This is a genomic window from Falsirhodobacter sp. alg1, from assembly GCF_000739715.2.
Lineage (GTDB): Bacteria > Pseudomonadota > Alphaproteobacteria > Rhodobacterales > Rhodobacteraceae > Falsirhodobacter.
Genome location: NZ_BBJC02000110.1, coordinates 1 through 512, shown reverse-complemented (window position 1 = coordinate 512; position 512 = coordinate 1). Strand labels below are relative to the sequence as shown.

Here is a 512-nt window from a genome sequence, read left to right as displayed (position 1 = left end):
GTCAGCAGCGCCTCGGCCACGGGGCTGATCTGATAGGTCAGCTTGATATCGGCAATGGCCGCAGCCGAAGAAAACCACACGCTCATCGCCAGCACCTGCGCCGCCAGCAGCAAGAGCAACGAGGCCCGTTTGTCGCGCACGAACGTCGTGTCCTGCATATCCGCCCCTGCCATGATGTTCATTCCCCTGTGGGCGGATGGATGCCCGTGGCCGAGGACAAATTCGACCACCTGCCCAAGCGCAAGGCCCTGCGCGGCCCGACCGCCTTTCTGACCGTGCAGGAGGGGTGTGACAAGTTCTGCGCGTTCTGTGTGGTGCCTTATACCCGCGGGGCCGAAGTGAGCCGCCCGCCCGAACGCCTGATTGCCGAGGCCCGTGATCTGGTGGAACGCGGGGTGAAGGACATTACCCTGTTGGGTCAGAACGTGAATGCCTATCACGGGGGGGACTGGACGCTGGCCAGGCTGGTACGCGAACTGGCCCGCGTGGACGGGCTGGAACGGATTCGCTAT

Annotated in this window: 1 protein-coding gene and 1 pseudogene; one reads left to right on the top strand and one right to left on the bottom strand. The window is 64.1% G+C overall.

The annotated features are described in order from the left end of the window. Positions 1-182 (bottom strand): hypothetical protein (locus TR36_RS14475; protein ID WP_202814460.1); only part of this gene is annotated, 182 nt, incomplete at its 3' end. Between the two features lie 30 nt (positions 183-212). Here TR36_RS14475 and TR36_RS14470 point away from each other — a divergent pair. Further along, positions 213-512 (top strand): annotated as a pseudogene (locus TR36_RS14470) (radical SAM protein); the annotation flags it as partial.